At 68.8% G+C, this 420-nt stretch carries 1 protein-coding gene; it reads left to right on the top strand.

Annotated features, from left to right (window positions below; translation table 11 throughout):
• The coding region (locus RM844_RS33055) for an HRDC domain-containing protein (RefSeq protein ID WP_311671115.1) at nt 1–420 on the top strand (420 nt) is incomplete at both ends.

Genomic DNA, 420 nt, shown 5'->3' with positions numbered 1-420 from the left:
CAGGAATGGCTCAACTACGCCGCGCTGGACGTCGAGGTGCTGCTGGAACTGCGCAACGCGATCGCCGCGGTCCTCGAAGAGCAGGGCAAAACCGACTGGGCGGCACAGGAATTCGAGTACCTTCGCACCTACGTGGCCCAGCCCACCCGGCGTGACCGCTGGCGGCGCACCTCCGGCATACACAAGGTGCGCAACCCAAAGGCGCTGTCGGCCGTCCGCGAGCTGTGGACCGCCCGCGACAGCATCGCCCGCGGCCGCGACATCGCGCCCGGACGGATCCTGCCCGACTCGGCGATCATCAACGCGGCCACGGCCGATCCCAAGACCGTCGAGGAGCTCACCGCGCTGCCGGTCTTCGGTGGCTCCAAACAGCGGAAGAGCGCCAAGGTCTGGCTGGACGCACTGAACCGGGCCAGGGAG

This window comes from Streptomyces chisholmiae (assembly GCF_031845445.1).
Classification (GTDB): Bacteria; Actinomycetota; Actinomycetes; order Streptomycetales; family Streptomycetaceae; genus Streptomyces; species Streptomyces chisholmiae.
Note: the sequence above shows the minus strand (reverse complement) of the source record. Positions and strands in the feature narration are given on the sequence as shown.